This is a genomic window from Novosphingobium cyanobacteriorum (assembly GCF_029436685.1).
Taxonomy (GTDB): Bacteria; Pseudomonadota; Alphaproteobacteria; order Sphingomonadales; family Sphingomonadaceae; genus Novosphingobium; species Novosphingobium cyanobacteriorum.
This window is the reverse complement of the sequence record NZ_JAROCY010000011.1, coordinates 43,260-65,762: the sequence shown is the minus strand read 5'-3', so window position 1 is coordinate 65,762 and position 22,503 is coordinate 43,260. Positions and strand designations below refer to the sequence as shown.

The window sequence follows — 22,503 nt, the reverse complement described above, 5'->3', positions numbered from 1 at the left end:
TTGGCGGCTAAGGCCACGCCATGAGCGCGCCCCAACCGGACCTGCTGTTTCACCTTTACCGCAGCCAGTGCATCGACGCATTCGCCCGATCCGAAGCAGCGATTGCGGCGTTTCTCTCCCGGCACAACCTGTTCAAGCAGACCGAACAGTGCGGTCAACGGCTCAAGAAAGTGCGAAGCATCCCTGCCAGCCCCAGATATTCAAAGGCCAGCCGGGTAGAAATGCATCTCGCCATCGACGAGTACGAGAAGCTTCAGTCTATCCGCAATGATCTGGTCCATGCCGAGATGAAGCTGCTGCAGGGGTCGGGGGCGGTCGCCTGCTTCACCAATCCGCGCGAACAGGGCGGCTTCGGCCTGATGGCTCGCCTGCTGACGCAAAGCGAAATCAAGGCGCTTGCCGGAACCGCACTCGAAATCGCCGTACGGATTGAGACGGCTGCCAGGCCGCCTCAACCCAAACCGGCAGTGCCTTCGGCCTGATCAGCAGCGCACTTCGTACTCATAGCCGTTGTTGTCACGGCGATAGCAGTGGCCGTTCTTCTTGATCAGCGAACCGCCAGCCGCGCCCGCCGCCGCGCCGATGGCCGCGCCGGTCGCCACATTGCCGCCAGTCGCCGCGCCGATCAGCGCGCCACCGGCGACACCGGCCAGCGCGCCTTCGCCGGCATAGTTGCTGGCGCATCCGGCCAGCGGCAGCGCCGCAGCGGCGATTGCGGGAAGAAGGAATTTACGGGTCATGGCTCAATCTCCTGGGGCTCCGTCCTTCGCCCCGTTGATCCGAAAAACGGCGCTGCCCCCCTTCCGGTTCCGCCACGCGAAAGCCCCTTTGGGCAGGTCTGGCGCAAAGCCCCCTGACCGTGGCATTTTTGCCGGCAGGAGAAGGATTTCAGCCATGCCCCACGCCGTCGATCACCACGCCATCCTCGCCCGCTTCGCAGCCTCGCGCGGCGGCGCCGCCAACATCTTCACCGATATCGATCCCAGGCGGCTGGCCCACATCTGTGTCGACATGCAGAACGGCTTCATGGAACCGGGTGCCCCGGTGGAAGTGCCCGAAGCGCGCACCATCGTCGACAACATCAACCGCATATCCGCCGCGGTGCGCAGCGCCGGCGGCCTCAATGTGTTCCTGCGCTTCACCACGCCGGGGGATGAAAGCTGGTCCAACTTCGCCCGCCGCATGGGCGCCGATGCCGCCAAGCACCGCGCCGCCTTCACCCCCGGCGCGCACCACCACCAGTTCTGGCCCACGCTCGACGTGCGGGTGGACGAAGGCGACGCCATAGTCGACAAGCACCGCTTCAGCGGCTTCACCCCCGGCACCAGCGGGCTCGACGCGGTTCTGCGGGCGCACGGCATCGACACCTTGCTGATCACCGGCACCCTCACCAACTGCTGCTGCGAAAGCACCGCACGCGATGCGATGCAGCTCAACTACCGCGTCCTCATCGCCGCCGACGCCAATGCCGCCCTGTCTGACGAGGAGCACGCCGCCACCCTCCACATCATGGCCATGGTCTTCGCGGACATCTATTCCACGGATGAAGTGGTCGGGCTGCTGGCCTGAGGCATCCCCGTCGAGTTTCGCGCAGAGCCCGCAAAGAGTTGGAAAGCCTGCGGCGCAGCCGCCCTCTCTCCCTCTTCCCTTTTTTCTCCGCGCCCTCTGCGCACTCTGCGCGAACCAAATCCTTCGCGTCTTCGCGCGAAACCCACTTCTTCCCTCCGCCCAAACGAAAACGCGCCCCCAAACCGGGAGCGCGCCTTCATCCGCCAATGGGACAAGCCAGGATCAATCCGGCTTCTTCGCCACCGCCACCATCGCCGCGCGCAGCAGGCGGTCCTTGATCATGTAGCCGGCCTGCAGTTCCTGCAGCACGGTGCCCGGCTCCACGTCGGCAGAGGGGATTTCCAGCATCGCCTGGTGCTGGTGCGGGTCCAGCGGCAGGCCCTTGGCGGCAATGCGGCTGATGCCGTGGCTGGCGAAGACCTTGTCGATCTCGCGCCCCGTGGCTTCCAGCCCGGCGACAAGGTTCTTCATCTTGTCGTCCTCGCGCAGCTCCGCCGGAATAGATTCCAGCGCGCGCGAAAGGTTGTCCGCCACTGAAAGGATGTCGCGCGCAAAGGCCGTCGCGGAATAGGCACGGGCGTCGGCAATGTCCTTTTCCATGCGGCGGCGCACGTTCTGCGTCTCCGCCTTGGCATAGAGCACATCCTGCTTCGCCGCTTCGAGGTCCGCCTTCAGCGCCTCGACCAGCTCGGCCTGCGCATCGCCCTTTTCCAGCAGTTCCTCAGGCACGCCTTCCAGTTCGGCGGCCGCCGCTTCATCGGCGGTCTGTTCAGTCGGGCGCGTGTCGTTGTCCATCATTTCCGGGAAAATCCGTCCTGTCCGATAAGTTTGCTCAAGCTTTGAGCCGTGAAGTCCACCATGGGGACAACCCGCGCATAATTCAACCGCGTCGGGCCGATAACCCCCACCACGCCCACCACGCGCCCTTCTCCGTCGCGCCATGGAGAGGCGATGACCGAAGAGCCGGAAAGCGAGAACAGCCGGTTCTCGCTGCCAATGAAGATGCGCGTCGCCTGCGCCTCGCGCGCGGCGTCCAGCACGCCGGCAATCGCCTCCGCGCTCTCCAGTTCGTCCAGCAGCTGCCGCACCCGCTCAAGGTCGTGCAGCGCCGCCTCGTCCAGCAGGTTGGCCTGCCCGCGCACCACCAGCACCGGCCGCGCCGCCGCGTCGGTTGACCATACCGCAAGGCCGCGCTGCACCAGGTCTGCACTGGCCGAATCCAGAGCCGAATGGCCCTCGGCAATCTCGCGCCGGATGCCCGCCACCGCCTCGCCCAGCGTGCGCCCAGCCAGGCGCGATGTCAGGTAGTTCCCTGCCTGCTCCAGCGTCGATGGCATCACCTGCACCGGCAGGTCGATGATCCGGTTCTCCACCGCACCGTCTTCGGCCACCAGCACCGCCAGCGCGCGGATCGGGGACAGCGGCACGAACGAAATCTGCATCAGCCGCGGTTCGCGCCGTGGCACCATCACCACGCCGGCTCCGGCGGAAAGCTCCGACAGCGCCGATGTTGCCGCCGCAAGCGCCTGCTCGATCGTGCCACCGGCGGAAACCCCGCGCTCGATCTGCGCGCGCTCTGCGGCAGAAGGCTCCGCCACCTGCATGATTCCGTCCACAAACAGGCGCAGCCCCACCTCGGTCGGCATCCGCCCCGCGCTGGTATGCGGCGCAGCCAGCAGGCCCGCATCCTGCAGTTCCTGCAGCACTGACCGGATCGATGCGGGTGAAAGGTTCACCCCGCCGCTCCCGGCCAGCGTCTTCGATCCCACCGGCTGCCCGTTGGCGATATAGCCTTCCACCACCAGCCGGAAGATATCCCGCGCGCGGGTGGTCAGTTCGGAAAGTGTCGATCCGCTCATGGCGTCGGCCTCTGCAACTGTCCGCCCACATAGTGATCCACCGCGAAGGGCTCCTTGTCGATCCTGGCCATCTTCTCGATCACCTGCGTCGCGCGGCCGATCGCCTGATAGACCTTGCCGGCGGAATCCGATGTGCAGCCGAAGTCGAAGTCCAGCTTCCGCTCCGCCGCCGGATAGGTCCAGGTCATCGCGCCATAGGGCATGTCGGCAATCGTCCGCCGGCACTCCAGCCCCTTCACCGCCGCCTCGCGCACTTCCTCGGTCGCGGCGATGAACGGCACCCCGGCTTCCTCGGGCAGCACGAAGTGGTATCGGGAAACGTCATAGTTCCCGCGCGGGTCCCGCGTTGAAATCCGCCAGATTTCGCCCGTTCCGTCATCCTTCACCTGCCACCATGCCAGCGGCAGGCCCCAGGTGTTGAGCCTCAGCGTGATGGTCTCGCCGCTCTCGCCCGCAGGCTCGGACGCCGCCGGCACAGGCTGGGTCACGCTCGCCACCGGCGTCACCGCCGGCGCGGCGCATCCCGCCAGCAAGAACCACACCGTCGCCAACCCCACGCGCATCACTGCTCCATCTCGCTCGCTTTGCCTCGCCCGTCTTGCCTCGCCCGTCTTGCCTCGCCCGTCTTGCCTCGCATTGTCAGCCTCGTGGTTACGAGATAGGGCGCGGCGAACTCAAGTGAAAGGATTCCCATGCGCCCTTCGGGTCGTGCCGCTGACGAAATGCGCGCCATCACCATCGAAACCGGCTTCACCAAGCATGCCGAAGGCTCGGTGCTGATCGGCTTCGGCGATACCAAGGTGCTGGTCACCGCCTCTGTCGAAGAACGCGTGCCCCCGTTCATGCGTGGCAAGGGTGAAGGCTGGGTCACGGCGGAATATTCCATGCTCCCCCGCGCCACCCACACCCGTGGCAGCCGTGAAGCGGCCAAGGGCAAGCAGTCTGGCCGCACGCAGGAAATCCAGCGTTTGATCGGCCGTTCCCTGCGCGCCGTCACCGATCTCAAGAAGCTTGGCGAACGCCAGATCACGCTGGACTGCGATGTGATCCAGGCAGACGGCGGCACCCGCACCGCCTCGATCTCGGGCGCATGGGTCGCCCTGCGCCTTGCTGTGCAGGGGCTGATCGACAGCGGCGCGATCAAGGAAGACCCGCTGACCCGCAAGGTCGCCGCCGTCTCCTGCGGCATCCACAATGGCACCCCGGTGCTCGATCTCGATTATATCGAGGACAGCTCCGCCGATGCCGACGCCAACTTCGTGCTGATCCAGGGCGGCCACATCGCCGAAGTGCAGGCCACTGCCGAAGGCGCGACTTATGACGAGGAAGGCCTGCTGCGCCTCCTCCGCCTCGCCCGCATGGGCTGCGACCAGATCTTCGCCGCGCAGGAAAAGGCCGTCGCCCGGTGAGCAGGAAGCTGCTTCCCGGCAAGCTGGTGATCGCCACCCACAACACCGGGAAACTGCGCGAAATCCAGGCGCTCCTTGCCCCCTATGGCATGGAGTGCCTGTCAGCCGGCGAACTCGGCCTGCCCGAACCGGCCGAGACTGGCACCACTTTTGTCGAGAACGCGCTGATCAAGGCCCATGCCGCCGCGAAGGCCGCCAACCTGCCCGCCCTCGCCGACGATTCCGGCCTCTCGGTCGCCGCCCTTGGCGGCGCGCCGGGTGTCTATACTGCCGACTGGGCCGAGGCTGCGCCCTTTGAAGGCGGTCCGGGGCGTGACTGGTACATGGCGATGGGCAAGGTCGAAGGGAAGCTGGCCGAACAGGGCCCCGCCGCCCCGCGCGATTGCTGGTTCTCCTGCGTCCTCGCCATCGCCTGGCCCGATGGCGCGGAAGCGACCTATGAAGGCCGCGCCAACGGCACCCTCACCTGGCCACCGCGCGGCACCATGGGGTTCGGCTATGACCCGGTGTTCGTGCCGGTGGGTGACACCCGCACTTTCGCCGAGCTGGACCCGGAAGAAAAGCACGCCATCAGCCACCGCGCCGACGCCTTCGCCAAGCTGGTCGCGGAGCAGTTTGCAGGCTAAAGACCGCGGATGCAGCCGCTCGCGCTCTACATCCACTGGCCGTTCTGCCTGGCGAAGTGCCCCTATTGCGACTTCAACAGCCATGTTCGCGAACGGACGGACGTAAGCGCATGGAAAGCCGCGCTTTTTGCGGACATGGGGCATGAGGCGGCGGTTACTGGGCCACGCCTGCTGACTTCGATCTTTTTCGGCGGGGGCACGCCTTCGCTGATGCCGCCCGATCTGGTCGCCGCTCTGATTGAAAAAGCGCGCGAATACTGGACCTTCGCGCCGGATATCGAGATCACGCTTGAGGCCAATCCCTCGTCGGTAGAAGCGGCAAACTTCGCCGCGCTGGCCGATGCGGGGATCAACCGGACTTCGCTTGGCTTGCAGGCACTGGACGACAAGTCCTTGCAATTCCTTGGAAGATTGCACGACGCCAAGGAAGGTATCGCCGCGCTGGAGGTGGCACAGCGGCACTTCGCGCGGGTCAGCTTCGATCTGATCTATGCCCGTCCCGATCACTCCCCGCAGAGCTGGAAAAACGAGCTTTCCCAAGCGCTTGCCTATGGCACCGGGCACCTCTCGCTCTATCAGCTGACCATCGAGCCGGGTACTCGCTTCGCCACCCTGGTACGAGAGGGCAAGTTCACCCCGCTGGACGACGACGCGGCGGCCGAACTGTTTGATATCACACAGGAAATGACCGGATCAGCGGGTCTGCCGGCCTACGAGATCAGCAACCATGCCCGCGCCGGGGAGCAGAGCCGCCACAATCTGACGTACTGGCGCTATCTCGATTATGCTGGAATCGGGCCGGGCGCACATGGGCGCAGGCTGGGGCGGGCGACTGTGCGGCACCGCAAGCCCGAGAACTACCTGCGCGCCGTGGGTGAACAAGCCCATGGAATCGTTGAGGAAAGGCCACTGGGTCAGCGTGAGCAGGCCTCCGAGGCGATGCTGATGGGCCTGCGGCTGGCCGAAGGGGTGAATGTGACCCGGCTGGCCAGTCGGTTCGGGCTTGCCGAGGCTGATCTCTTCGATTTTGACAAGGCAAATTTTCACCATAAGTTAGGTTACTTGAGGCGGGTTGAGACGGGGTTGAAATCGACTGAGACGGGGTTGAAGTCGATTGAGACCGTTTTTTCGGTGACTGAAACGGGCATGCCGCTGCTCGACGCCCTGCTGGCCGACCTGATCCCCGCGGCGCTGGTCGAAAGCGATGGATAAGGGCGATATCCTCCTCGCCTGGCACGATCACCTCGCCCTCGCCCGGCGTCGTTCCCCCCACACCGTCCGCGCCTATCACAAGGCGGCGCAGCGCCTGCTCGATGCCAATCCCGCCCTGCACAGCTGGGGCCAGCTCGCCCGATTGGACGCGGCAACTCTGCGCCAGCAGCTCGCCGCACGCCGCGCCGATGGCATCGGCAACGTTTCCGCCGCGCGCGAACTCTCTGCCTTGAAAGCCTTTCTTGCGTTCGCGCGGGCGCAGGCTGGCGATCCCCTTGCCGCCCCGCCCCGCCTGCGCGGCCCCCGCATCAAGAAGGGCCTGCCCCGCCCGGTCACCCCCGACGACGCCGTGAACCTGGCCGCCACCGTGGCGGAGGATGCCTCAGAGGAATGGATCGCATCACGCGATCGTGCCGTGCTGCTGCTGCTGTATGGCGCGGGGCTGCGCATTGCCGAGGCTTTGTCCTTGCCCGCCAATGCCTTGCCACTGGGAGAGACACTGGTCATCACCGGCAAGGGCGGGCGCCAGCGGGTGGTGCCGATCCTGCCGATCGTGCGCGATGCAGTGGCCGATTATGCCGCCAAGGTCCGCTGGCCCCTGCCCAAGGATGAGCCGCTGTTCCGCGGTGCCAAGGGCGGTCCGCTGTCACAGGGCGTGGTGCAGAAAGCCGTGGCCCGCGCACGCGCCGTGCTGGGTCTGCCGCCCAGCGCGACGCCGCACGCTCTGCGCCATTCCTTTGCCACGCACCTGCTGGGCGCGGGGGCGGACCTGCGCAGCTTGCAGGAACTGCTCGGCCACGCCAGCCTGTCCTCCACCCAGATCTACACCAAGGTGGACGCCGCCACCCTGCTCGACGTCTATCGCAACGCACACCCGCGCGCTTGAAGGCCAAGCAGGGCAGGACGCTCAGTCACTTCGCCGCGCGATCGACCTTCAGCTTCTTCTCGGTCCACTCAACAAAGTCCTTGGCGAAGGCATCGCGCAGTTCGGCCTTGGCCGCCTCGACCATTTCCGGCGTCTTGGGCGGGAAGTTCTCCAGCGGGTTCTTGACCGCACCGATCGAGATCATCGGGGCACCGCCCTTGCTGAAATCGCGAAACTGCGTGCCGACCAGCAGGTTGCTGCCATACATCATCGCTTTGAAGTAGAAGACGCTGACCAGCAGGAATTCGGCGTAGCAGGGATTGGTGGACGCCGTGATCCGCTTTCCGGCCTTCAGGTCCGCATTCAGCGCCTTGACCCGCGCCTTGAGCGCCGGATCAGCCTTCACCGCATCGGCCGAAGGCGTGGGCGGTTCAATGATCACGCGGTAGTTCTCCACGCCAAGCTTGGCGCGATAGTTGACCTTTTCGAGCTCCTGCAACTGGATCTCCGGCCCAAGATAGTCCTTCATCAGCTCCTTGACCGTGGCGACGCGGCCCTTGTGGGCGTCCATATCGGCAACGGCGCCGATCGGCCCCAAGCCGCTGAGAAGGCCGCTGTTGAAGCCGATGTAGTTTTCAGTCGGAAACACATGGAGTTCACAACCCGGTGCGTCCGCTGCAGGCGCAGCTGCTGCGTCCTGCGGGGCAGCCGCCGCCTGTTCCTGCGCGGCGGCATTGCCTGCATGGACCAGGCAAAGGGCAGCGGCGGCCATCAAAACCGATTTCTTCAAGATGGATTCCCCCTCAAGCCGAGAGTGGCTCATCCCGCCCCCCGGCAAGACTACCTTCCTTTTTCCACCCCTATTGGCAACCGGGGATTGCAATCCAGATTGGTGCTACTTCCCCACCGCCGCCCGTGGCAGGCGCAGGTTTACCAGCAGGCCGCCCAGGTCTTCGCTTTCCGCGATCTGCACCGAGCCTCCGTAAAGCTCCGCCACATCGCGCACGATGGCCAGGCCCAGGCCGGTGCCGGGCTTGCCGGTATCGAGCCGGGCGCCACGGGTGAACAGGCGTTCGCGGGCGTCTTCGGGGATGCCCATGCCGTCATCCTCGATCCAGATGTCGCAGAACTTCGGGTCAGTCGGCGCGGCGTCGATGGTGATGAACACCGATCCGCCGCCATATTTGGCCGCGTTCTCGATCAGGTTGCCGAGGATCTCGTCGAGATCCTGCCGTTCGATGGCGACCTGCGCGTCACGATTGCCGTCCATGTCGAAGCGCACGGCCGGATAGAGCCGCACCACCGCGCGCTCCACCGCCTCGGCGCTTTCCCACACGCTGGAGCGTGACAGGCCAATGGCGCGCCGGCCCACGGCGCGGGCCCGGGCCAGATGGTGATCGACCTGCCGGCGCATGACGGCGGCTTCACGGATCACGGTGTCGGCAAGGTCATCCGCCTTGGCGGTCGCCGCGTTCATCACCACGGTGAGCGGGGTCTTCAGCGCATGGGCCAGGTTGCCCGCATGGGTGCGCGCCTCTTCCGCCTGCCGCTCGGAATGTTCGAGCAACCCGTTGATTTCCTGCACCAGCGGCTGGACCTCCAGCGGCAGCGGCTCGTCCACCCGTTGCTTGCCACCTTCGCGCATCCCGGCAATGGCGCGGCGGACCCGGCGCAGGGGGCCAAGGCCGTACCACGTCTGCAGGCTGGCCATGGCGGCAAGGCCGATGCCCAGCACGGCGAAGGACCACAGCAGGATCGAACGGATGCGGCGGATCTGCGCGTCCAGCTCGCCCCGGTTGGCGGCGACGGCGAACTGCCAAAGCGTGTTGCTGCCCGGCAGGATGATGCTGCGTTCGATTACGCGCAGGCCTTCGCCATCGAACTGTTCGCTGTCATAGATATGCGGCGCCTTGTCGAAATGATCGCCCTTCAGCTTCAGCGTGCGATCCCACAGCGAGCGCGAAGGGAAATCATCGTGCCCCTGCCCCGATATCTGCCAGTAAAGCCCCGAATTGGGCTCAAGGAAGCGCTGATCGCCCAGCGGGCGGTTGAAGAACACCTCTCCATCCGGGCCGATTTCAGCCGCAGCGACCATTGCGGTCTGCATATTGGTGAGCTGATCGTCGAAGTTGCGGGTGACAAGGCCCGTCAGCGTGCGATCGAGCGCGATCCCGCCGCCCAGCAACAGCAGCGTGATCCACGCGAACGCGATCAGCAGCATACGCCGGGTGAGCGAGCCCGTATGCGGCGCACGCACGGGCTCTTCCGGCGCGGCGGCTGCCGTCGCTGCCGCAGCCGGTGCGCGCGTCACCGCCGGATCAGCCGCGACCGGGCTGTGCGGGATCGTCGAGGCTGTAACCGAGGCCACGGATCGTGGTGATCACATCGGGACCGAGCTTCTTGCGGATGCGCGTGACGAAGACTTCGATCGTGTTGGAATCGCGATCGAAATCCTGATCATAGATATGCTCGATCAGTTCGGTGCGGCTGACCACCTTGCCCTTGTGATGGAGCAGGTAGGACAGCAGCTTGTATTCCTGCGCGGTCAGCTTCACCGGCTCGCCATTCAGCGTCACGCGGCCCGAGCGGGTATCGAGGCGGACATCGCCCGCGATCAGTTCGCTGCTGGAATTGCCCGAGGCGCGGCGGATCAGCGCGCGCAGGCGGGCGATCAGCTCCTCGGTCTGGAACGGCTTGGCAAGGTAATCGTCGGCCCCGGCATCAAGGCCGGCGACCTTGTCGGACCAGCTGTCACGCGCGGTGAGCACGAGCACGGGGAACTTGCGCCCTTCCTTGCGCCACATGCCGAGCACGGTCAGGCCGTCAATCTCCGGCAGGCCAAGGTCGAGGATGACGGCGTCGTATTCCTCGGTCGAGCCCATGAAGTGCCCGTCCTCGCCATCGGTGGAAAGATCGACGGCATAGCCGTTCTGTTCGAGCGTCGACTTCAGCTGGCGGCCCAGGGTGGGTTCGTCCTCGACGATCAGGATACGCATCGCTTGCCCCTTGTTGCGCGCATCACGGCGCGATCACTTGCAGGCTAGATGGAGCGACAAACCTGAACGGTCAAGGAACGTGGGCGTTGGCGGGCGTTCAGGCTCGGTGGCTCTTAATATTTCTCGCAGAGAGCGCAGGGGAAAAGGAGATCGCAGAGGTCGAACGGTGCCAAAAGGCCCCAAATTGCACGAATTGCCAATTCACACGGTCAAATCAGGCAAGCAGCTTAGCTGCAGGAGCGACGTCTCTGCGGTCTCCCCTTCTTCTCTGCGCACTCGGCGAGAAACCGTCTTGAGCCTAACGCGATTCCCCACGGACCTGGCCCGTCCGCGCATCGACGTCGACGAACACCACCCGCCCATCGCGGATGAATTTCAGGCGGTAGGCCATGGCGTCGGGGTCATATTCCGGGCCGAGGTACTGCATCCCCTGCTTGGTGGGCAGCACGCGGCGTTCGATGTCGCGCAGCGATTGCACGTTGCCGCGGCGCAGGTCGCGCCGCACCTCGTTCTGCTCATCGGCGCGCTGCTGCGCCACCGCCGCGGGTGCGGCGAGCGAGAAAAGGCCAAGGGCGAGAATGGCTTGGGTCCAACGCATGATGTGCAACGTGATAGTCCCCCGGCATTGAACAGGCTGTGAACGCTATCGTCCGGCAGAATTCAGGCATCCGGTCGAGTTCAGGCTGCGCATTGCGCGAACCGCTGTGGCAGATCACCGAGGGTATGCGCAAGGTCGCGGGAGTGCTGGACCCAGCCTTTTTGCACGTATAGGGGCTGGCCCATGGCAATCGCACCGATACTCAGCTGGGAAGGCCTCGGCCTTGTCCAGGGCAATGGCTGGCTGTTCCAGGACCTGAACATCAACATCCAGCAGCGGGACCGGCTGGCGCTGATCGGACGCAACGGCGCAGGCAAGACCACGCTGCTCAAGCTGCTGGGCGGGCAGGTGGACGCGGACAAGGGCGTGCGATCGATCCAGCCGGGCACGAAGATCGTGACTCTGGAGCAGGATCCGTTCTTCACCGGATTCGACACGCTGATGGACTTTGCCCTGTCAGGCAAGGATGCGCCACCGCAGCACGAGGTGGAGGCCATCGCCGGGCAGCTGGGCATCGACCTTTCGCGCAAGGCGGACAGCGCCAGCGGAGGTGAGCGGCGGCGCGCGGCGCTGGCCCGCGCGCTGGCGAGCGAGCCGGACCTGCTGCTGCTGGACGAGCCGACCAACCATCTGGACCTGGCTGCGATCGACTGGCTGGAGGACTGGCTGCAGCGCTATCGCGGCGCCTTCGTGGTGATCAGCCACGACCGTACGTTCCTGGAACGGCTGACCAGGGCGACGCTGTGGCTCGACCGGGGATCGCTGCGCCGCAAGGACATCGGCTTTGGCGGGTACGAGGCGTGGATGGAGCAGGTCTATGCAGAGGAAGCGCGCGCGGCGGAAAAGATGGACGCCAAGCTGAAGATCGAGGCGCACTGGCTGGAACGCGGGGTGACTGCGCGGCGCAAGCGCAACATGGGCCGGCTGGAAAAGCTGTATGAAATGCGCGCGGCGCGGGCGGCGATGCTCAGCCCGCAGGGCACCGCCAAGCTGGCGCTGGCAAGCGACGACGAGGCCAAGAGCAAGGCCGTGATCGTGGCGGACAAGGTGTTCAAGTCCTTTGGCGAGCGGGCCATCGTGAAGGACTTTACCCTGCGCATCACGCGCAAGGACCGCATCGGCGTGGTGGGGTCGAACGGCGCGGGCAAGACCACGCTGCTCAAGCTGCTGACCGGCGAACTGGCGCCCGACAGCGGCACGGTGACCCTGGCCAAGACGCTGCAGGGCGTGATGATCGACCAGCAGCGCAGCCTGATGGCGCCCGAGAAGCGCGTGCGCGACGTGCTGGCCGACGGCGGCGACTGGATAGACGTGCGCGGGGTGCGCAAGCACATCCAGGGATATCTGAAGGACTTCCTGTTCGACCCCGGCCTGGTCGAGGCGCGGGTGGGCACGCTTTCCGGCGGGGAGCGGTCGCGCCTGCTGCTGGCGCGGGAATTCGCGCGCAAATCCAACCTGCTGGTGCTCGACGAGCCGACCAACGACCTCGACCTGGAAACGCTGGACCTGCTGCAGGAAGTGATCGCGGACTATGATGGCACGGTGCTGATCGTCAGCCACGACCGTGACTTCCTTGACCGCACGGTGACGATCACGCTGGGTATGGACGGCAGCGGCCGGGTGGACATCGTGGCCGGCGGTTATGCCGATTGGGAAAAGATCAGGAAGCAGCGCGAGGCGGGCAGGCCGGTTGCCAGGAATGGTGGCGACAAGGGCGAAGCTGCACCACCGCCCCCTCCCCCGCCGCCGGCGAAGAAGGGCAAGCTTTCCTACAAGGACCAGCGCGACTACGAGCTGCTGCCCAAGCGTATAGAGGAGCTGGACGCGGCGATCGCCCGGGGCGAGGCGCAGCTGGCCGATCCGGACCTTTATGCCAAGGACCCGAAGAAGTTCGACGCGCTGATGGCCGCGCTGGAAAAGGTGCGCGGCGAGAAGGACGCGGCCGAAGAGCGCTGGCTGGAGCTGGCGGAGATGGTGGAGGGGTAGGCTCGACTGCCCCACCCCCAACGCCTCCCGCAAGCGGGAGGGGGGAAATCAGCGCCATATCGCTCCCCTCCCGCTTGCGGGAGGGGCCGGGGGGTGGGGCTTATCCCTTCAGCGCCGCCGCCGTGCGTTCGTCGATGCGCTTTTCCAGGATCGACAGCGGCATCGCGCCTTCGCGCAGCACTTCGTGGAACGCGCGGATGTCGAACTTCGGCCCCAGCGTCTTCTGCGCCTTTTCGCGCGCGCGGGTCCAGGCGATGTGGCCCATCTTGTAGCTGCAGGCCTGCCCGATCAGGGTGCAGTAGCGCTCCACTTCGCGCTGGCAGCGCGGGCGGGCATAGCCGGTGGTGGTGGCCAGATAGTCGGTCGCCTGCTCGCGGCTCCAGCGCTTGGTGTGCAGGCCCGTATCGACCACAAGACGCGCCGCGCGGAACAGGAACGACTGCAGGTAGCCCGCCTTCTCGATCCCGTCATATCCGCCCAGCTCGTCGGCCACCTGCTCGGCATAGAGCGCCCAACCTTCGGAATAGGCGGAAAGGCCGGCGGTCCTGCGCAGCATAGGCACGTCGGGCGCGGTCTGCGCCACGCTGAGCTGGTGATGATGGCCGGGCACGCCTTCGTGATAGGTGAGCGCGGGCAGCGAATACTTCGGCCAGTCGCTCACTTCCTTCAGGTTGATCCAGTAGATCGCGGGGCGCGAACCATCCAGCGCGGCGCGGTAGTAATAGCCGTTCGAGGCGCCGTCCTGGATCTCCACCGGCACCGCGCGGATTTCAAGCGGCAGGCCCGGCAGCGTGGCAAAGGCGCGCGGCAGCAGCGCGTTCATCTTCGCCACCCCGGCGTTGAGGCTGGCGATCAGCGCGGCGCGACCTTCGGGCGTATCGGGATAGGACTGCGCCGGCTGCTTGTTGAGCGCGGCAAGCCGCTCGCCAACGGTGCCGGTGGTCAGGCCCGCCGCCTTGAGCACGGTATCGAGCCGGGCGGTGATGTCGGCCACCTGTTCCAGCCCGATGCGGTGGATTTCCTCGGCGCTGAATTCGGTGGTGGTCGCCTGCCGCAAGGCGGCGGCATAGATCGCGTCACCCCCGGGAATGCGCCACGCGCCGTCACCGGGCCGGGTCTTGCCACGCAGGTCCTGCAGCAGCGCGATCTGGCGGTCGAGCGCGGGATAGACCGTGTCCGCCACGATCCCTGCCGCGCGGCCCTGCCAGTCTCCCGCAATGCCCTTGGCCGCGGTGCGGCGCACCAGCGAGCGGACCATGGTGTTGTCCGCCGGGGCCACGGCGCGCAGCTTCTGCATCTGGCCCAGCGCGAGATCGAGCGACCACCCCGGCGCCACGAGGCCCCGCGCCGCCTGCGCGCGCTGTTCGGCGCTATCCTGATCCAGCGCCGTGCCCATCAGGCTGAGCCGCGCAAGGTAGGCCTCGGCATCGGCGGCGGTATCGATGGTGTGGCGGCTGTCGAGGAAATCGGGCAGCGAGAAGTAGGCCCCGCCCTGCTGGTAAATGCGATAGGGCTGCTGCACCGAATCCACGTTCAGCCGTGGCCCGTCGAGCCGCATCTGCTGCAGGTAGGCGACAACGTCGAGATTGACCCTGGCCGAATCCGAAAGGCTGCTGCGGTCCACCTTGGCGAAGTCTGCCAGCGCGCGGCGGGCAACGTCGGCGGATCGGGCCCTGCCGGCAGCAGTGCGATCGTCGAGCAGCGCCTTCGCCCCGGCACGCGCGCCCTTGTCCAGGCCATATCCGCTGACCGATTCCGGCGAGAGATCGAGCCCTTCGTTGAAGATGCGATCGAACAGCGCGTTGAGCGCGGCGTCGCCGCTGGCAGGCGTTGCCGCCCATGCGGGCATGGTGAAAGTGGCGGCAGCTGCGGCCCCGCTGCCGATCACGAATTGACGACGGTCCATGGTCTGTCCTTCCCTCAGCCTTGCGCCAGCCGCTGTGCGGTGCGCTGTTCGATGCGCTTTTCCAGCATCGAAAGCGGCATTGCACCTTCCTTTAAGATCGCGTGGAACCATGGCAGGCTGAATTTCGGACCCAGCGCCGCCTGCGCCTTTTCGCGCGCCTTGACCCAGGCGGTGTGGCCGATCTTGTAGCTGCAGGCCTGCCCGATCATGGTGCAGTACCGCTCCACCTCGCGCTGGCTGCGCGCCTGGGTGAAGCCGGTCTGCTCGACCATGTAGGCGGTCGCCTGCTCGCGGCTCCAGCGGTAGTGGTGGATGCCAGTATCGACCACCAGCCGCACCGCGCGGAACAGGAACGACTGCAGGTAACCGGCGCGCTCGATGCCGGTGTAGCCGCCCAGCTCATCGGCCAGCTGCTCGGCATAGAGGGCCCAGCCCTCACCATAGGCGGAAATGAAGTAGTCGCGCATCAGCATCGGCAACGCGCCACCCTGCTGCGCATAGCTGCCCTGCAGATGATGGCCGGGAACACCTTCGTGATAGGTCAGCGCAGGCAGTGAATACTTCGGCCAGTCCCCCACCTGCTTCAGGTTGATCCAGTAGATCGCCGGGCGCGAGCCATCGATGGCGGCGCTGTAGTAATAGCCGTTCGAGGCCCCGTCCTGGATCTCCACCGGCACGGCGCGGATCTGCAGCGGCACCTGCGGCACATCGTCGAACGCGCGCGGCAGCTTGGTCGCCATGGCGGCGATGCCGGCGTTGAGCCCGGAGATCAGGTCCGCACGCCCTTCCGCGCTATCGGGATAGAGCTGATCGGACGAGGTGTTGAGCTCCGCCAGCCGCGCGCCGACGCTGCCGGTGGTGTAACCCGCCGTGCGCAGGATCTGATCCAGCTGCGCAGTGATTGCCGCAACCTGCTCCAGCCCGGTCTGGTGGACCTGCTCGGGCGTCATGTCGGTGGTGGTGGCCGATCGCAGCGCAGCGGCATAGATCGCCGCGCCGTTCTTCAGCCGCCACGCGCCATCCCCCTTGGGCGTGCCGGCGCGCAGGCTGCGCAGCAGCGCCATCTGCCGGTACAGCGCAGGATAGACCTGCCGGGACACGATCGCTTCGGCCCGCGCCTGCCAGCTGCCGGCAAGGCCCTTGGTCGCCGCACGCTTCACCAAAGAGGTTACCAGCGGACTTTCGCCAGCCGCAACGCTCCGCGTCTTCTCCATCTGCCCCAGCGCCAGATCGAGGGACCAGATCGGTGCAACGAGGCCGCGCGGGGCAAGCTCGCGCTGCAGGCGGGTATCGTCGTCCAGCGCGCGGGCGAAGCCCTGCAACCGCACGAGATAGGCTTCCGCATCCGCCTCCGTTTCCACCGGGTGGCGGCTGTCGAGGAAATCGGGAATATCGAAGTAGGCACCCTGTTGCTGCGTGATCGGATAGGGGCGCTGCGTCTCTTCGATGCCGAAGGGCGCGCCCGCGATTTCGTCGGCAAAGCGATAGAGCGCAATCTCGCGCAGGCGCGCCCCGCCTTCGGTCAATTCCGCCGGGTTTACCCCCTTCACCATCGCCAGCGCGCGGCGATAGAAGGCGGTGCGTTCGGCAACACCTGCCGCACCACGGCGATTCAATTTGCTTCGCAGTGCAGCAAGATCACCCTTGTCCAGCCCCATGCTGGTGGCGGTCTGTGGCATCACCGCCAGCATGTCGGCAAAAATGTGGTCAAAGGCGGCCAGCAAGGGGCCATCCTTTGCCGCGCCATCCTGCGCCAGAGCCGGAAGCGGCCAACCCAATCCGGCAAACAGGCAGGCGGCAACAGCAGCGCTGCCGCCGACGATAATCTCTCTACGGTTCATTTAGTTAGCGATCCGGTCCGGTTTCATTGGAAACCGGGGTGGCACGGCATCCAACGAAGGGCAAGCACCGATGCGGCAAAGCGTGCCGATCGTTTCAAACGATGAAACGCGCCATACCTGCGGCCCCGCGCTCACAAGGGTGTTACGTGCCGCTTGCCCATAAGGGTCTAATATAGGTATTCACCGTATTGCGCGCCGCACACAAAGTCCGAGAAGCAGTCCATGATCAACCGCATCCGGGATATCCGCCGGCAAAAGGGGCTGACCCTTGCCGACGTGGCGGCACGCTGTTCGCCACCCACCACAGCGCAGACCATCGGCCGTCTCGAAACCGGCATGCGCTCGCTTTCGCTATCCTGGATGAACCGCATCGCCGCCGCGCTGGAGGTTGATCCCCAGCTGCTGGTGAAGGCGGAAAGCGATGGACAGCCTTCGCTGGTCGCACGTCTTGGCCCCAACGGGCCCGAGGCGCTGCCCCGCACGATGGAAGCGGTGATCCCCATTGCGACGAACGGCGATACGCCGCTGGTGGTGCTGGCGGTGGATACCGGTGCGGGCGAGTACCGATCCGGTGATCAGGTGTGGCTGCGCCAGCTTGAGCCCGAGGACTTTGGCAAGGCGCTGAACCGTGACGTACTGGCCCCCCGCCCCGGCGGCCGCTTCGCCTTTGGCCGGATGATCGACCGCGATGATGGCCGCGTCGCCCTGCTGCCGCCCGGAATCGGCCAGCGCCAGGTGGTGATCGACCGCCCGGCCTGGATCGGCGTGGCCGAAATGCTGGTGCGCAAGCTCTGACGAAGCGCCTGCTCTCGCTGTCCACGCTTTATCCCGCGCCGGGCCGGCCGGGGTTCGGCCGCTTCGTGCAAAGGCAGATGCAGGCGCTGGCCGCGCGTGGCGACTGGCAGGTGACGGTGATCAACCCGGTGGGCCTGCCCCCGCTGCCCAAGGCCATCCTGCCTAGGCGCTATGCCCCGCTGGCCGCGATCCCGCCGCAGGAAACCGGCGCGGTAGAGGTGCATCACCCGCGCTTCATGCTGCTGCCGGGGCTTTCCGGGCGCTACAACCCGTGGCTGGTGGCGCGCGCGGTGCTGCCCCTGGCGCGCAGGCTGCATGCGCAGGCCCCGTTCGATCTGGTCGACGCGCAGTTCTTCTATCCCGATGGTCCTGCCGCCGCGCGGGTGGCGCAGGCGCTGGGCCTCCCGCTGGCGATCAAGGCGCGCGGATCGGACATCCATTACTGGGGCGATCAGCCCGCCGCGCTGGCGCAGATGCGCAAGGCCGCGGCACAGGCCGATGCGCTGCTGGCGGTGTCTGGCGCGCTGGCCAGGGACATGGCGGCGCTGGACCTGCCCGAGGACAAGATCGCCGTCCACTACACCGGGCTGGACCGTGCCCGTTTCCAGGTGCTGCCGCGCCCCGCCGCACGGGAACTGGTGTCCGCCCGGCCCGGCATCGACCTGCCCCAGCAGGGTCACCTGCTGCTGAGCGTGGGCGCGCTGGTGCCGGTGAAGGGCACCGCACTCGCCATCGAAGCGCTGGGCCTGCTGCCTGCCAGCGTGGTGCTCGCCATCGCCGGCGAAGGCGCGGAGCGGGCGCGGCTGGAAGCGCTGGCCAAGCGGCTTGGCCTGTCTTCGCGCGTGTGCTTCCTTGGCGCGGTGGGGCACGAATCCCTGCCCGCGCTGCTCAGCGCAGCCGATGCGATGGTCCTGCCTTCGGAAAGAGAGGGGCTGGCCAACGCTTGGATCGAGGCGCTCGCCTGCGGCACGCCGGTGGTGATCCCCGACATCGGCGGTGCGCGCGAAGTGGTGGACCGCCCCGCCGTGGGCCGCATTGCTGAGCGGACGCCGGCCGCGATTGCCGCTGCGGTGCAGGACCTGCTGGCCAATCCGCCTGCACAGGCCGATGTGGCGCAGGCGGCAGCCCGCTTCAGCTGGGAGGCGAATGCGGATGCGTTGGCCGGGATCTACCACGCCATCACATAGCGTTTCTCGCAGAGAACGCAGAGAAAGAAGGAAGAGCGCAGAGAAGTGTGCAGCTGACACTGATCTGCACCTTTGGAACGGACATGCTGGCGCCTTTGGCGCCCATGACTTCTCTGCGCTCTCTTTTCCCTCTGCGCCTTTGCGAGAACCCAAATAGCTCGCCGGCAGACGGAAACAGGCCGGAAGTCACCCCTCCGGCCCGCCCGTCAATTCCATGAAGCCCCGCCTCAGAACCCTTCGCGCGGCACGCTTGATGCGCGCGCTCAGTAGCCTTCGCGCGCCAGGCGTTCCTGCTTTTCCTGTGCGGTTTCGGTGGGCACGAAGCTGTTTGGGTTCACCTTCAGCCAGATCAGGATGGGCGAGGCCATGTAGATCGAGCTGTAGGTGCCGACGAAAATGCCCAGCGTGATCGCGGCGGTGAAGCCGAAGATCACGTCCGGCCCCAGCAGCAGCAGCGCCACCAGCGTGATCAGCATGGAGAGCGCGGTCACGATGGTGCGGGCCAGCGTCTCGTTCACCGAAAGATCGAGCAGTTCGGGCATCGGCATCTTGCGGAACTTCTTCATGTTCTCGCGGATGCGGTCATAGACCACGATCGTGTCGTTCAGCGAATAGCCGATCAGCGTCAGCAGCGCGGCCACGATGTTGAGGTCGAACTCCATCTGCGTCAGCGCGAAGAGGCCGAGCGTCAGCGTCACGTCGTGCACCAGCGCGAAGAGCGCGCCCACGCCGAACTGCCATTCGAAGCGCAGCCAGATATAGGCCGCCACGGCCAGCGCGGCGAGGCCCAGCGCCAGCGCGGCGCTCTGCCCCAGTTCGCCCGAAACCTTGCCCGAAACCGAATCGACGCCGTCGATCCGCGCATCGGGGTGGTTCTTCTTGACGTCGGCGGTGATCGTGCGCGCCATCTTGTCTGACAGCGAGGCATCGTGATCCGCGCCGGCGGGCAGCTTCATGCGGATCGAGATCTCGTTGGGCTTGCCGTAGCGCTGGATGATCGGCTCGCCATAGCCGAGCTTGTTCACCTCTTCGCGCAGCGCGCCCACCGGGGCTTCGGCGCTGCGTTCAAAGGTGACGCGGATCATCTGGCCGCCGATGAAATCGACGCCCAGGTTCAGGCCCTTGGTCAGCACCAGGCCCCAGCTTGCCGCCATCAGGATGATGCTGACGACATAGAACGGCACGCGCCACTTGAGGAAGTGGATGTTGGTGTGATCGGGAACGAGCTTGAGGAGCTTCATGGGTCTGTCCTCCCCTTACAGGTTCAGGTCGGCCGGGCGCGCGCGGCGCAGCCACTGGGCCACCCACATGCGGGTGAGCGTGACCGCGGTGAACACCGACGTGACGATGCCGATCATCAGCACCACCGCAAAGCCCTTCACCGGGCCCGATCCGAATGCGAACATCAGCACCGCCGCGATGACGTTGGTGATGTTGGCGTCAAAGATCGCGCGACTGGCTTCCTTGTAGCCCATCTCCACCGCGGCGACGACGCGGCGGCCGCGATGGCGCTCCTCGCGGATGCGTTCGTTGATCAGCACGTTGGCGTCCACCGCCGCGCCGATGGTCAGCACGAAGCCGGCGATGCCGGGCAGGGTCAGCGTGGTGCCGATGATGCCCATCACGCCCAGGATCATCATCACGTTGAAGACCAGCGCGACAGTGGCATAGACGCCGAAGCGGCCATAGGTGATGAGGATGAAGGTCACCAGCGCGAGCGTGCCGACGCCCATCGCGATCATGCCCTTGCGGATCGAATCCGCGCCAAGGTCAGGCCCCACGGTGCGTTCTTCCACCACCTTCAGATCCACCGGCAGCGCACCCGAGCGCAGCGAGATGGCCAGCGCGTTGGCGCTTTCGGTGGTGAAGCTGCCGCTGATCACGGCGCTGCCGCCCAGGATCGGCTCGTTGATGTTGGGCGCGGACAGCACCTTGCCATCAAGGATGATGGCAAAGGGCTTGCCCACATTCTGCGTGGTCAGCTTGGCGAACTTGGCCCCGCCTTCGGTGTTGAAGGTGATCGAGACGGTCGCTTCGTTGGTCTGCGGGTTGTTGGTCTGCTGCGCGTTGGTCAGCTGGTCACCGCGGATGCCTCCCAGCCGCTTGACCGCAATGGCCCCGGCAAAGCCTTCGCGCGGGTTGGCATAGGGCACGATCTCGCTGCCCGGAGGGGCGATGCCCTTGGCGATGTCAGACGGCAGCGCGGCTTGGTCGACCAGCTTGAATTCCAGCTTGGCGGTCTGGCCCAGCAGGTTCTTCAGCTGCTGCGGGTCCTGCAGCCCCGGCACCTGCACCACGATGCGCTGTGCGCCGGATCGGATGATGGTCGGCTCCTTGGTGCCGAGCGCGTCGATACGCTTGCGCACCACTTCCACCGCGGTGTCCATGGCCTGGGTCACCGCCTGGTCGATGCCCGCCTGCGTGGGGGTAAGGACGAAGCGGTTGCCATCGACAACCTGGATATCCCAGTCGCGCTGGCCGGTCAGCCCCGCCCCGCTGGTCAACGGCAGGATCGCCTCACGCACCGCGTCCACCTTGGTGGGGTTTTCCACCAGAAAGGTCAGCGATCCGTCGCGGTTGGAAATGTCGCTGATGCGGACGTCGGGCGCGGCGGTCTTCAGCTTGCTTCGGACCGATTCATCCATGCCTTCGATGCGCTGCTGGCGCACCTGCGAAGGATCGGCCTCCAGCAGGATGTGGCTGCCGCCGGCAAGGTCGAGCCCCAGGTTCACGCGCGGCGCGGGCAGCGCGCTGGGCCAGGGCAGCCCGGCAACGGAAAAGATCGAAGGAAGGGAGGCCGCGGCAAACAGGAGCGTCACCGCCCAGAGCCAGATCACCTTCCAGCGGGGAAATTCGAGCATGGCGGAGTCAGTCCTCGCGCGGGAATCTTGAAAGCGGGATCAATCGTTGGCGGCGGGCGTGGCGCCCGGTGCCACCACATCGCCCAGCGTGGACTTGACCGCCTTGACCCGAACGTTGGGCGCGATCTCGAGATCCACGGTGCCTTCGTCCACCTTGATCACGCGCGCGATCAGGCCACCGGCGGTCACCACCTGGTCCCCCTTCTTGATCCCGGCGATCTTCTCCTGGTGCTGCTTCTGCCGGCGCATCTGCGGGCGCAGGATCAGGAAATAGAAAACGCCGGCCATGGCGACCAGCGGCAGGAAGCTCAGCCACTGGGGCGGTTCTGCGGCGGCGGGGGCGGCGGAAGCGAGAAAGCTCAGCATGGCGGGTCCGTTCATGGGATCGACGCGACTCGTGTTGGGCCGGGCGGGCGCGGAGGCAATAAATGCCGCGCCGCAACGCCGGGGACGGAATTCAAGCCCGCGCGCCTAGCACCTTGGGAGAGGTTAAGCAAACCTCACCGCCGCGTTTCGCGCCCCTGCCGACCGGATGTGGAAATCACCGAGCGCGAAAGGCTTGCCATCCGAAAATCCGGTGTTATAGGCCCGCGCTCCGGTCGGGACGTAGCGCAGCCTGGTAGCGCATCACACTGGGGGTGTGGGGGTCGGAGGTTCGAATCCTCTCGTCCCGACCAACAATTTCAGATACTCAGCACCTCATCCTCCAGTCCACAGGCGAAAAAAGATCGCCTCTGATGGTGCGGTGGTGGTGCAGGCCTTCGAAACAAGGCGAAGCGCATTGCGCCCAATT

The 22,503-nt window shown here is 66.1% G+C and carries 22 protein-coding genes and 1 tRNA gene; 10 read left to right on the top strand and 13 right to left on the bottom strand.

Annotation, left to right across the window (positions count from 1 at the left end):
* Positions 1-20: 20 nt before the first annotated feature.
* On the top strand, positions 21-482 hold the full coding sequence (locus tag POM99_RS12630; RefSeq protein WP_277278342.1) for a hypothetical protein: 462 nt from the start codon (positions 21-23) through the stop codon (positions 480-482).
* Here the strand turns inward: POM99_RS12630 and POM99_RS12625 are convergent, their stop codons facing one another.
* Positions 483-740 (bottom strand): YMGG-like glycine zipper-containing protein, encoded by a 258-nt coding sequence (locus POM99_RS12625; protein WP_277278340.1) that lies wholly within the window; start codon positions 738-740, stop codon positions 483-485.
* Positions 741-894: 154 nt separating this feature from the next.
* Here POM99_RS12625 and POM99_RS12620 point away from each other — a divergent pair, with 154 nt between their 5' ends.
* The gene (locus POM99_RS12620) at positions 895-1,569 is read left to right on the top strand and encodes a cysteine hydrolase family protein (RefSeq protein ID WP_277278338.1); all 675 of its coding nucleotides are present in this window, start codon (positions 895-897) and stop codon (positions 1,567-1,569) included.
* Between the two features lie 222 nt (positions 1,570-1,791).
* Here the strand turns inward: POM99_RS12620 and POM99_RS12615 are convergent, their stop codons facing one another.
* The 3 genes from POM99_RS12615 to POM99_RS12605 are packed head-to-tail and all read right to left on the bottom strand — an operon-like array spanning position 1,792 to position 3,991.
* Entirely contained in the window at positions 1,792-2,367 is a 576-nt protein-coding gene (locus tag POM99_RS12615) for a nucleotide exchange factor GrpE (protein ID WP_277278335.1), read from the bottom strand.
* On the bottom strand, positions 2,364-3,428 hold the full coding sequence (gene hrcA / locus POM99_RS12610; RefSeq protein ID WP_277278333.1) for a heat-inducible transcriptional repressor HrcA: 1,065 nt from the start codon (positions 3,426-3,428) through the stop codon (positions 2,364-2,366). Before hrcA ends, POM99_RS12615 begins: the two co-directional genes overlap by 4 nt.
* A complete protein-coding gene (locus tag POM99_RS12605) occupies positions 3,425-3,991 on the bottom strand; it encodes a hypothetical protein (RefSeq protein WP_277278331.1) in 567 nt (188 codons plus the stop codon). The genes hrcA and POM99_RS12605 overlap by 4 nt, the downstream gene beginning before the upstream one ends.
* A gap of 129 nt (positions 3,992-4,120) precedes the next feature.
* On the opposite strand from POM99_RS12605, the gene rph reads away from it, so the two are divergent.
* Genes rph through POM99_RS12585 form a run of 4 tightly spaced genes read left to right on the top strand, consistent with a single transcriptional unit; the run spans position 4,121 to position 7,561 of the window.
* Positions 4,121-4,837, top strand: a complete 717-nt coding sequence (gene rph / locus POM99_RS12600) for a ribonuclease PH (protein ID WP_277278329.1) — start codon at positions 4,121-4,123, stop codon at positions 4,835-4,837.
* The gene (gene rdgB / locus POM99_RS12595; RefSeq protein WP_277278327.1) at positions 4,834-5,463 is read left to right on the top strand and encodes an RdgB/HAM1 family non-canonical purine NTP pyrophosphatase; all 630 of its coding nucleotides are present in this window, start codon (positions 4,834-4,836) and stop codon (positions 5,461-5,463) included. The genes rph and rdgB overlap by 4 nt, the downstream gene beginning before the upstream one ends.
* A 9-nt stretch (positions 5,464-5,472) precedes the next feature.
* Positions 5,473-6,675 carry a radical SAM family heme chaperone HemW gene (gene hemW, locus POM99_RS12590; protein ID WP_277278325.1) on the top strand — a complete coding sequence of 401 codons (1,203 nt, stop codon included), beginning with the start codon at positions 5,473-5,475 and terminating at the stop codon, positions 6,673-6,675.
* Positions 6,668-7,561, top strand: coding sequence for a tyrosine recombinase XerC (locus POM99_RS12585; RefSeq protein ID WP_277278323.1), 894 nt, complete (start codon positions 6,668-6,670; stop codon positions 7,559-7,561). Before hemW ends, POM99_RS12585 begins: the two co-directional genes overlap by 8 nt.
* A gap of 25 nt (positions 7,562-7,586) precedes the next feature.
* Here POM99_RS12585 and POM99_RS12580 read toward each other — a convergent pair whose 3' ends face one another.
* The 4 genes from POM99_RS12580 to POM99_RS12565 all read right to left on the bottom strand — a co-directional run bounded on the left by POM99_RS12580 (position 7,587) and on the right by POM99_RS12565 (position 11,134).
* Complete coding sequence (locus POM99_RS12580; protein WP_277278321.1) at positions 7,587-8,312, bottom strand: hypothetical protein; 726 nt, start codon at positions 8,310-8,312, stop codon at positions 7,587-7,589.
* A 123-nt stretch (positions 8,313-8,435) separates the two neighbouring features.
* Positions 8,436-9,761, bottom strand: a complete 1,326-nt coding sequence (locus POM99_RS12575) for a sensor histidine kinase (RefSeq protein WP_277278523.1) — start codon at positions 9,759-9,761, stop codon at positions 8,436-8,438.
* 97 nt (positions 9,762-9,858) lie between these two features.
* A complete protein-coding gene (locus tag POM99_RS12570; protein WP_277278319.1) occupies positions 9,859-10,536 on the bottom strand; it encodes a response regulator transcription factor in 678 nt (225 codons plus the stop codon).
* A gap of 298 nt (positions 10,537-10,834) precedes the next feature.
* On the bottom strand, positions 10,835-11,134 hold the full coding sequence (locus POM99_RS12565) for a PepSY domain-containing protein (RefSeq protein ID WP_277278317.1): 300 nt from the start codon (positions 11,132-11,134) through the stop codon (positions 10,835-10,837).
* A gap of 183 nt (positions 11,135-11,317) precedes the next feature.
* Here POM99_RS12565 and POM99_RS12560 point away from each other — a divergent pair, with 183 nt between their 5' ends.
* Positions 11,318-13,120, top strand: coding sequence for an ABC-F family ATP-binding cassette domain-containing protein (locus tag POM99_RS12560; RefSeq protein ID WP_277278315.1), 1,803 nt, complete (start codon positions 11,318-11,320; stop codon positions 13,118-13,120).
* A gap of 100 nt (positions 13,121-13,220) precedes the next feature.
* Here the strand turns inward: POM99_RS12560 and POM99_RS12555 are convergent, their stop codons facing one another.
* Positions 13,221-15,026, bottom strand: a complete 1,806-nt coding sequence (locus POM99_RS12555) for a DUF885 domain-containing protein (RefSeq protein ID WP_277278313.1) — start codon at positions 15,024-15,026, stop codon at positions 13,221-13,223.
* 14 nt (positions 15,027-15,040) lie between these two features.
* Entirely contained in the window at positions 15,041-16,867 is a 1,827-nt protein-coding gene (locus POM99_RS12550; RefSeq protein ID WP_277278311.1) for a DUF885 domain-containing protein, read from the bottom strand.
* A gap of 222 nt (positions 16,868-17,089) precedes the next feature.
* On the opposite strand from POM99_RS12550, the gene POM99_RS12545 reads away from it, so the two are divergent.
* Both POM99_RS12545 and POM99_RS12540 read left to right on the top strand, forming a co-directional pair.
* The gene (locus POM99_RS12545) at positions 17,090-17,662 is read left to right on the top strand and encodes a helix-turn-helix domain-containing protein (protein ID WP_277278309.1); all 573 of its coding nucleotides are present in this window, start codon (positions 17,090-17,092) and stop codon (positions 17,660-17,662) included.
* The gene (locus tag POM99_RS12540) at positions 17,659-18,849 is read left to right on the top strand and encodes a glycosyltransferase (RefSeq protein WP_277278521.1); all 1,191 of its coding nucleotides are present in this window, start codon (positions 17,659-17,661) and stop codon (positions 18,847-18,849) included. The genes POM99_RS12545 and POM99_RS12540 overlap by 4 nt, the downstream gene beginning before the upstream one ends.
* 263 nt (positions 18,850-19,112) lie before the next feature.
* On the opposite strand, the gene secF is transcribed toward POM99_RS12540, so the two are convergent.
* The 3 genes from secF to yajC are packed head-to-tail and all read right to left on the bottom strand — an operon-like array spanning position 19,113 to position 22,091.
* A complete protein-coding gene (gene secF / locus POM99_RS12535) occupies positions 19,113-20,090 on the bottom strand; it encodes a protein translocase subunit SecF (protein WP_277278307.1) in 978 nt (325 codons plus the stop codon).
* A 15-nt stretch (positions 20,091-20,105) separates the two neighbouring features.
* On the bottom strand, positions 20,106-21,710 hold the full coding sequence (gene secD, locus POM99_RS12530; RefSeq protein ID WP_277278305.1) for a protein translocase subunit SecD: 1,605 nt from the start codon (positions 21,708-21,710) through the stop codon (positions 20,106-20,108).
* 39 nt (positions 21,711-21,749) lie between these two features.
* Positions 21,750-22,091 (bottom strand): preprotein translocase subunit YajC, encoded by a 342-nt coding sequence (yajC, locus tag POM99_RS12525; protein WP_277278303.1) that lies wholly within the window; start codon positions 22,089-22,091, stop codon positions 21,750-21,752.
* Positions 22,092-22,310: 219 nt separating this feature from the next.
* Between yajC and POM99_RS12520 the strand changes: the two genes are divergently transcribed.
* Positions 22,311-22,387: transfer RNA gene (locus POM99_RS12520), tRNA-Pro, on the top strand.
* Positions 22,388-22,503 lie beyond the last annotated feature (116 nt).